General features: G+C 75.6%; 4 protein-coding genes. All 4 read left to right on the forward strand.

Features of this window, described 5'->3' with window-relative positions:
* The coding region (locus AB0K09_RS23910) for an amino acid adenylation domain-containing protein (protein ID WP_366067422.1) at nt 1–2,309 on the forward strand (2,309 nt) is incomplete at its 5' end.
* Nucleotides 2,306–8,452: an amino acid adenylation domain-containing protein gene (locus AB0K09_RS23915; RefSeq protein WP_366067423.1), complete on the forward strand. Its 6,147-nt coding sequence runs from the start codon at nt 2,306–2,308 to the stop codon at nt 8,450–8,452. The genes AB0K09_RS23910 and AB0K09_RS23915, both read left to right, overlap by 4 nt.
* Nucleotides 8,453–8,520: 68 nt before the next feature.
* On the forward strand, nt 8,521–8,748 hold the full coding sequence (locus AB0K09_RS23920; protein WP_366067424.1) for an MbtH family NRPS accessory protein: 228 nt from the start codon (nt 8,521–8,523) through the stop codon (nt 8,746–8,748).
* The coding region (locus tag AB0K09_RS23925) for an MFS transporter (protein WP_366067425.1) at nt 8,745–9,277 on the forward strand (533 nt) is incomplete at its 3' end. The genes AB0K09_RS23920 and AB0K09_RS23925, both read left to right, overlap by 4 nt.

Raw genomic sequence — 9,277 nt, forward strand, 5'->3', positions numbered from 1 at the left:
GGCTGGATGCGGCCGAGCCGCTGGAGCGCCTGCTCGCCCGGATCCAGGACGAGCAGTCCGCCCTCACCCCGCACCACCACCTCGGCCTCGCCGCCATCCGCAGACTCACCGGTCTCGACCGGCTCTTCGACACCTCCACCGTCTTCGAGAACCACCCCGGCGGCGGCGAGTCCGCCCCCGGCCACGCCGGCGCCGGGCCGGCCGTCCGCACCGTCGACAGCTACGGCGCCACCCACTACCCGCTCACCCTGATCGCCGAGCCGGGGGAGCGGCTCACCCTCCGCCTCGCCCACCGGCCCGACACGGTGGACCGCGCCACCGCCACCGCCGTCGTCGAACGGACGGCCCGGTTCCTGGCGGCCTTCGCCGCCGCTCCCCACACCCCGCTCGCCGCCCTCGACCTGCTCTCCGCCGAGGAGCGCGAGCTGGTGATCCGGGAATGGAACGCGGCCGAGGCACCCGACGCGCACGCCACCGTCCACGGGCGCTTCGCCGCCCAGGCGGCCCGCACCCCCGGTGCCGTCGCCCTGGCCGCCGGCGAGCGGACGCTCACCTACGCCGAACTCGACGCCCGCGCCGACGAGCTGGCCCACCGGCTGCTCACCCTCGGTCTGCGCCCCGGCGAACGGGTCGCCGTGCTCCAGGAACGCTCGCCCGAACTGATCGTCTCGCTGCTGGCCGTCCTCAAGGCGGGCAGCGCCTACATGCCGCTCGACGCCCGTTCCCCCGCCGACCGGCTGCGCGCCATGACGCGGAGCACCGACGCGCGGATCCTGCTCACCGACCGGGCCTCGCGGGAGGTGGCCGGCACCCTGGGGCCCGAACGCCTCCTGGTCGTGGACGAGCCCTGCGAGCCTGCCCCGCGGCCCGCCGGCCCCCTTCCGGCGGCCCATCCCGAACAGCTCGCCTACGTCCTGTTCACCTCCGGCTCCACCGGCGAGCCCAAGGCGGTCGGCGTCCCCCACCGCGCGGTCCTCGACCTCGCCGGCGACAGTGCCTTCCGCAGCCCCGCCCACCGCTGCGTCCTCCAGCACTCGACGCAGGCCTTCGACGCCGCCACCTACGAGATGTGGGTGCCGCTGCTCGCCGGCGGCCGCGTCGTCCTCGCCCCGCCCGGCGAGCTCGACGGCCCCGCCCTGGAACGGATCGTCGCCACCCACAAGGTCACCGCCCTGTGGCTGACGGCCGGCCTCTTCCGGCTGCTGGCCGAGGAGTCGCCGCACAGCTTCGCCGGACTGCACCAGGTGTGGGCGGGCGGCGACGTCGTCCCCGCCGAGGCCGTCCGCAAGGTCATGGCCGCCTGCCCGGGCATCGTGGTCGCCGACGGCTACGGGCCCACCGAGACCACCGTCTTCGCCGCCCGGCACATCATGCGCACCACGGACGAGGTGCCCGCCACCGTGCCCATCGGCCGGCCGCTGGACGGCATGCGCGCCTACGTCCTCGACAGCGCGCTGCGCCCGGTGCCGCCCGGCGTGGCCGGTGAACTGCACCTGGCCGGCGCGGGACTGGCGCACGGCTACCTGAACCGGCCGGAGGCGACGGCGGAACGATTCGTCGCAGACCCGTTCGGTGCCCCGGGCGAGCGGATGTACCGCACCGGCGACCTGGTGCGCTGGACGGCCGGCGGGGAACTGGTCTTCCTCGGCCGCGCCGACGACCAGATCAAGATCCGCGGCTTCCGCGTCGAACCCGGCGAGATCGAGGCCGCGCTGGCCCGGCACCCCGCCGTCGCCCAGTGCTGCGTGACGGCCCGAGAGGACCGGCCCGGCGTCAAACGGCTGGCCGCCTACGTGGTGCCGCCGGCCGGCACCGCCGCCCCCGCCGCGGAGGAACTCCGCGCCCATCTGGCCCCCCTGCTGGCGGAGTACCAGATACCGGCGGCCTTCGTGCCGCTGCCGGCCCTGCCCCTGACCCGCAACGGCAAGGTCGACCGCCGGGCCCTGCCCGCACCCCGCTTCGCCGTCGCCGGCGACGGCCGCCCGCCCGCCACGCCGCGCGAGGAACTGCTGTGCGCCCTCTTCGGCGAGGTCCTGGGCGTCGAAGGCATCGGCGCCGACGAGAGCTTCTTCGCCCTCGGCGGCGACTCGATCCTCTCGGTCCGCCTCGTGACGCGGGCCCGCAAGGCCGGGCTGGTCCTCACCGCCCGGGACGTGTTCGCGCACAAGACCGCCGCCGCCCTCGCCGAGGCCGCGCGCGAGCTGGAGCCGGAGGCCGCCGGAGCGCCGGGGGAGCACGGCCTGCCCCCGCTGTCGCTGGACGCGGACGAACTGGACGAGCTCGTGGCCGAATGGGAGTTGACCAAGTGACCGCAGCAGTGAACCCCGCGCCGCGCCCCGCGGCGGCAGGCCGGCACGACCTCGACGTGCTGCCGCTGACCCCCTTGCAGGAGGGCATGCTCTTCCACGCCCTCTACGACGAGGGCACCGACGTCTACACCGTCCAGACCGCCCTGGAACTGACCGGCCCGCTGGACGTCCCCGCCCTGAAGGCCGCCTGCCGCGCCCTGCTCGACCGGCACCCCGCCCTGCGGGCCGGCTTCCTCCAGCGCAAGACCGGCCAGGCCGTCCAGATCGTGCCGCGCACCGCCGACCTCCTGTTCACGGAAACCGATCTGAGCCACCTGCCCGCGCCGCAGCAGCGCACCGAGCTGGACCGCATCACCGCCGAGGATCTGACGCGACGCTTCAACCTCGCGGCCCCTCCGCTCGTCCGCTTCCTGCTGCTGCGCACGGCGGCCGAACGGCACGTCCTCCTCCTGACCAACCACCACATCCTGCTCGACGGCTGGTCGCTCCCGCTGGTCCTGCGCGACCTGTTCGAGCTCTACGAGCGGGCCGGCCAGGGCGACGGCATGGCCCCCGCCCCCTCCTTCCGCGGCCACCTCGCCTGGCTGGCCGCCCAGGACCGGGACGCGGCCGAGGACGCCTGGCGGCAGGCCCTCGACGGGCTGGAGGAGCCCACCCTCGTGGCGCCCTCCGGTACACCGCGCGAGTCCGCCTTCCCGCAGCGCCTCGTGGTGCGCCTGCCCGAGGACCTCACCGCGGAGCTGGGCCGCTTCGCCCGCTCCCGCGGACTGACGCTCAACACCCTCGTCCAGGGCTCCTGGGCGCTGCTGCTCGCCCAGCTCACCGGGCGGCAGGACGTGGTCTTCGGCGCGACCGTCTCGGGCCGGCCGCCCGAGCTGCCCGGCGTCGAGGAGACCGTCGGCCTGTTCATCAACACCGTCCCGGTGCGGGTCCGGCTGGATGCGGCCGAGCCGCTGGAGCGCCTGCTCGCCCGGATCCAGGACGAGCAGTCCGCCCTCACCCCGCACCACCACCTCGGCCTCGCCGCCGTCCGCAGGCTCACGGGACTGGCGGAACTGTTCGACACCGCCGTCGTCTTCGAGAACGCCCCCTTCGACCACGACGACGTGGAACGGGCCTTCGGCGGGCTGCGCGTCGCCCTCCTGGAGGACACCGCCACCACCGGCACCATGCACTACCCGCTCAGCCTCCTCGCCGTCCCCGGCCGGCAGCTGCGCCTCGACCTCGCCCACCGCGCCGACGTCTACGACCGGCCGGCCGTCGAGCGGCTGGCCCGGCGGCTCGAACGGCTGCTGCGCGCTGTCGTCACCACCCCCGAACGGCCCTGCGGCCGCCTGGACGTCCTGGACCCCGACGAGCACGCCGAGCTCCTCGCCCACGGCACCGGCCCGGCCGTCCCGCACCCGGCCACCACCCTGCCCGCCCTCTTCGCCGCCCAGGCCGCCCGCACCCCCGACGCCACCGCCCTGGTCTTCGAGGGCGAGACCCTGACCTACGCCGAACTCGACGACCGCGCCACACGCCTGGCCCACGCCCTGCGGGCCCACGGCGCCGGCCCCTGCCGCCTCGTCGCCGTCGCGCTGCCCCGCTCCCTCGACCTGCTGATCACCCTCCACGCCGTCCACAAGGCGGGGGCCGCGTATCTGCCGGTCGACCCGGACTACCCGGCCGACCGGGTGCGGTACATGCTCGACGACGCCGGCCCCGCCCTCGTCGTGACCCCCGAGTCCTACGACCGGCTCGCCCGCGAGGCGGAAAGGACGGCCGGCACGGGCGAACTGCCGCCCGTCGACCCGCGCCAGCCCGCCTACATGATCTACACCTCGGGCTCCACCGGCCGGCCCAAGGGCGTACTCGTCCCGCACGAGGGCATCGCCAACCGCCTGCTGTGGATGCAGTCCGCCTACGGACTGACCGCGGACGACCGGGTGCTGCAGAAGACCCCGTCCAGCTTCGACGTATCGGTCTGGGAATTCTTCTGGCCGCTCATCACCGGCGCCACCCTGGTCATCGCCCGGCCCGAGGGCCACAAGGACCCCGACTACCTGGCGGAGCTCGTCCGCCGCGAGGGCGTCACCACGCTGCACTTCGTGCCGTCCATGCTGGAGTCGTTCCTGCGCACGCCGGCAGCCGCCGCCTGCACCGGACTGCGCCGGGTCATCTGCAGCGGCGAGGCGCTCCCCACCGCGCTGGCGGACCGCTTCCACGACCTCTTCGACGGGACCGGCACCGAGCTCCACAATCTCTACGGCCCCACCGAGGCGTCCGTCGACGTCACCCACCGCCGCAGCCGGCGCGGCGCGGACACCGTGTCGGTGCCCATCGGCCGCCCCGTCGACAACACCCGCGTGTACGTCCTCGACGCGGGACTGCGGCCCGTGCCCGCCGGGGCGCCCGGCGAGCTCCACCTGGCCGGCGTCCAGCTCGCGCACGGCTACCACGGGCGGCCCGGCCTGACCGCCGAGCGCTTCGTCGCCGACCCCTTCGGACCGGCCGGAACGCGCATGTACCGCACCGGCGACATCGTGCGGTGGACCGGCGACGGCGAACTGGTCTTCCTGGGCCGGGCCGACGACCAGATCAAGCTCCGGGGCTTCCGGATCGAGCTCGGCGAGATCGAATCCGTCCTGGCCCGCCACCCGGCCGTGCACACGCCCGCGGTCGTGGTCCGCGAGGACCGGCCGGGCACCAAACAACTGGTCGCCTACGTCGTCCCGGCGGACCACGCCCCGTTCGACGCCGAGGACCTGCGCGCCCACTGCGCCGCCGGCCTGCCCGAGCACATGGTGCCGCAGGCCTTCGTACCGCTGGACGCCCTCCCCCTGTCCCTCAGCGGAAAGCTCGACCGGCGCGCCCTGCCCGCCCCCGCCTTCACCGCCGCGCGCGACGGCCGGGCCGCCGACGGCCCGGCCGAGGAGACGCTGTGCGCGCTCTTCGCCGAGGTCCTGGGCGTCCCCGGAGTCGGCCCCGACGACGGCTTCTTCGAACTCGGCGGCGACTCGATCCTCTCCATCCAGCTCGTCGCCCGCGCCCGCCGCGCCGGGCTGGTCATCACACCCCGGGACGTGTTCGTCCACCGCACGGTGGCCGCGCTCGCCGCGGCGGCCACCACCACGGCCGCCGGCGCGCCCGCGGCCGAGCCCGACGACGCCGGCACCGGGCCGGTCGTCCCCGGCCCCATCACCCACTGGCTGCGCGAACAGGGCGGACCCGTCGACGGCTTCAACCAGTCCATGCTCATCCAGGTACCGGCCGCCCTCCGCGAGGAACACCTCACCGAGGCGCTCCAGGCCCTCCTCGACCGGCATGACGCGCTGCGCCTGAAGCTCACCGTCCACGACGACGGCGACTGGGCGCTGGAAGCCGCCTCCCGCGGTGCCGTACGGGCGGCCGACTGCCTCACCCGCCGCCCGGTGCCGGACGGCCACGCGCTGCGGGACGCCGTCGCCGAAGCCGCCACGGACGCCCGGCGCGGGCTCGACCCCCGGGCCGGCCGCATGGTCCGCGCCGTCTGGCTCGACCGGGGCGACGCGGAGCCCGGACGGCTGCTCCTCATGGTGCACCACCTCGCCGTGGACGGCGTCTCCTGGCGGATCCTGCTCCCCGACCTCGCCGCGGCGTGGCGGGCGGCCACCGCCGGACAGCCCGCGAGCGGCGCCCTCGACCCGGTGCCGACCTCCCTGCGCACCTGGTCGCGGCGGCTCGCCGACGCCGCCCACGATCCCGCCCGCACCGCGGAACTGGCCTGGTGGCAAAAGGCCCTGGACGCCGGCGAGCCGCTCCTGGCCGGACGCCCGCTCGACCCGGCCCGCGACGTCTACGCCACCCGCCGGGAGGTGACCCTCACCCTGCCCACCGAGGAGACCGCCGCACTGCTGACCGCCGTCCCCGAGGCGTTCCACGCCGGCGTCGACGACATCCTGCTGACCGCCCTCGCGCTGGCGGTCGCCCACTGGCGCCGGGACCACGGCCCGGGCGGGATCCTCGTCGACCTGGAGGGCCACGGCCGCGAGGAGATCGCCCCCGGACTCGACCTCTCCCGCGCGGTCGGCTGGTTCACCAGCCTCTACCCCGTACGTCTCGACGCGCACGCGAGCGACTGGGAGGAGGTGTGGGCGGGCGGGCCGCAGCTCGGCCGCGCGGTCAAGACCGTCAAGGAACAGCTGCGCGCGGTCCCCGGCAAGGGCATCGGCTACGGGCTGCTGCGCCACCTCAACCGCGACACCGCGCCCCTGCTCGCGGCCGGGCCCGCCGCCCAGATCGGCTTCAACTACCTGGGCCGGTTCCCCGTCGGACACACGGCCGACTGGGAGTTCGCCGCCGAGACCGACGCCGTCCCCGCCCCGGCCGACGACGCGATGCCGCTGCCGCACGCCCTGGACCTCAACGCCGCCACCGAGGACCGCCCCGGCGGACCGCACCTGGTCGCGCACTGGTCCTGGCCGGGCGAGCTGTTCGACGAGGACCGGGTGCGCGAGCTGGCCGGGACCTGGTTCCGCGCCCTGCGGGCGCTCGTTGCCCACGCCGCCCGCCCCGGCGCCGGCGGCCACACCCCCTGTGACCTCGGCATCGTCACCATCGCGGGCGAGCGGCTGGACCAGGACGAGGTCGACGCCCTCGAACGGCGCTGGGCCGGCCGCACCCTCACCGACGTCCTGCCGCTCTCCCCGCTCCAGGAGGGACTGCTCTTCCACGCCCTCTACGACGAGGACACCACCGACGTCTACAACGTCCAGCTGACCCTCGGCCTGGCCGGCACCCTCGACCGGGACGCCCTCCGCACCGCCTGCTCCGAGCTCGTCCGCCGCCACGAGCCCCTGCGCACCGCCTTCACCTCGCTGTCCTCCGGAACACCCGCGCAGACGGTCCTGCGGGATGTGGAGCCGCCCTGGACCGAGCACGACCTGCGGGCCCTCGGCCCCGACGCCCGGGAGGCGCGCCTCACGGACCTCCTGGCCGCCGACCGGCTCCGCCGCTTCGACGTGACCGAACCGCCCCTGATCCGTTTCGCCCTCGTCCGGCAGACCGAGGAACGGCACACCCTCGTACTGACCGTCCATCACCTCGTGCTCGACGGCTGGTCGATGCCCCTCGTCCTGCGCGACCTGCTCGACCTGTACGCCGCCCGGGAGAACGGCGGCACCCGCCGGACGCGGGCTCTGACCGCCGCCACCCTCCGGGACCACCTCGCCTGGCAGGCCGCCCAGGACCGGGGCGCCGCCGAGAAGGCCTGGCGGGAGGCGCTCGACGGGCTCGACGGACCGACCCTGCTGGCCCCCGCGGCCGCCAGGGCGGGCACACCCCTGCTGCCCGAACGGATCGCGGTGGAGCTCACCGAGGAGGAGACCGCCGCACTCGAAGGCCTGGCCCGAGCGCACCGGCTCACCCTCAACACCCTGATGCAGGGCGCCTGGGCCATGCTGCTCGCCGAGGCCACCGGGCGGCAGGACGTGGTCTTCGGCGCCACGGTCTCCCTGCGCCCCCCGGAGCTGCCCGGCGTCGAGTCCGCCGTCGGCCTGTTCATCAACACCGTCCCGGTGCGGGTACGGCTGGATGCGGCCGAGCCGCTCGACCGGCTGCTCGCCCGGATTCAGGACGAGCAGTCCGCCCTCGCCCCGCACCACCACCTCGGCCTCGCCGCCGTCCACGCGCTGGCCGGCGGAGCCCCCGTCTTCGACACCTCGACGGTCTTCGAGAACTACCCGGCGGACTCCGGCGAGGTGCGCGCGGGCGGGGTGCGCCTGGACCGGCTCGAAGGCCGGGACGCCTACCACTACCCGATGAGCCTCATGGGCGTGCCCGGCGAACGGCTGTACCTGCAACTGAGCTACCGCCCCGACCTGTTCGACCGGCACACCGCCGAACGCACGGCGGCCCGGCTGCGCGCGCTGCTGACCGGCTTCACGGACGGCGGGACACCGGCGGGCGAGGGGCCCGTGGACACCCTCTGTGCCCTCTTCGCCGAGGTCCTGGACGTCGAACGGGCCGGGCCCGACGACGACTTCTTCGCCTGCGGCGGCGACTCCCCGCGAGCCCTGCGGCTCGCCGGCCGCATCCGGGCCCTCGGGCTCGACGAACACTTCCCGGTCCGCGCGGTCTTCGACAGGCCCACGCCGCGTGCCCTCGCCCGCCACCTCGCCTGACCCGCCCCGACCCCACGACTGACCGTACCCCTGACCGAACTCCTGACCGAATCAAGGAGAGACCCGCCATGAACAGCCCCTTCGAGAACCCCGGCAGCGGCTACCTCGTCCTCGTCAACGACGAGCACCAGCACTCCCTGTGGCCCGCCTTCGTGGAGGTCCCGGCCGGCTGGACGGTCGCCCGCCCGGAGGGCTCCCGCCAGGACTGCCTCGACTACATCGGGGAGCACTGGACGGACCTGCGACCCCGCAGCCTGGCCGAGGCCATGGCCACGGACGCCGCGGCCACGCGGTGAGACCGCCGTCCCCGGTCCTGGCCACGGCCCTCCTCGCCCGGCTCGGCCAGCTCGGGCTCTTCTCCGCCGAGACGCTCCTCCTCCTGGACCGGCAGGTCCGGGAGGAGCGGATCGGGCTGGTGATGACCGCGGCCGCCGCGGGCGGTGCCCTGGCCCAGCTCGCGGCCGGCCGCTGGGGACACCGCCTCCGCCCCGCCCTGGTGACGCTGCTCGGCACGCTCCTGCAGACCTCCGGCTGTCTGGGCTTCGCCGTCCTCACCCCGTGGTGGGGCCTGGCCGCCGCGGACGCCCTGGTCATGGCCGGCAGCGCGCTGACCGGCACCGGCCTGCGCACCACCCTGGCCGCGCCACCTCCCCCCGAGCCGGCCACCGAGCCGGCCCGGCTGGAGCGCGACTACGGCCGGCTGACGGCCGCCCAGATGCTGGGCGCCCTGCTCGGCCCGCTGTGCGCCGGAGCCGCGATGTTCCACGGCAGCACCGGCGCCGCATGGCTCGCCACCGGCGCCGCGCTCGCCGCCACGGCCGTGGC

Origin of the sequence: Streptomyces sp. NPDC049577 (assembly GCF_040675635.1) — a bacterium.
Classification (GTDB): Bacteria; Actinomycetota; Actinomycetes; order Streptomycetales; family Streptomycetaceae; genus Streptomyces.

Coding starts and splice junctions, on each gene's coding strand:
- AB0K09_RS23920 (WP_366067424.1), top strand. CDS start 8,521: ATGAACAGCCCCTTCGAGAACCCCGGCAGCGGCTACCTCGTCCTCGTC.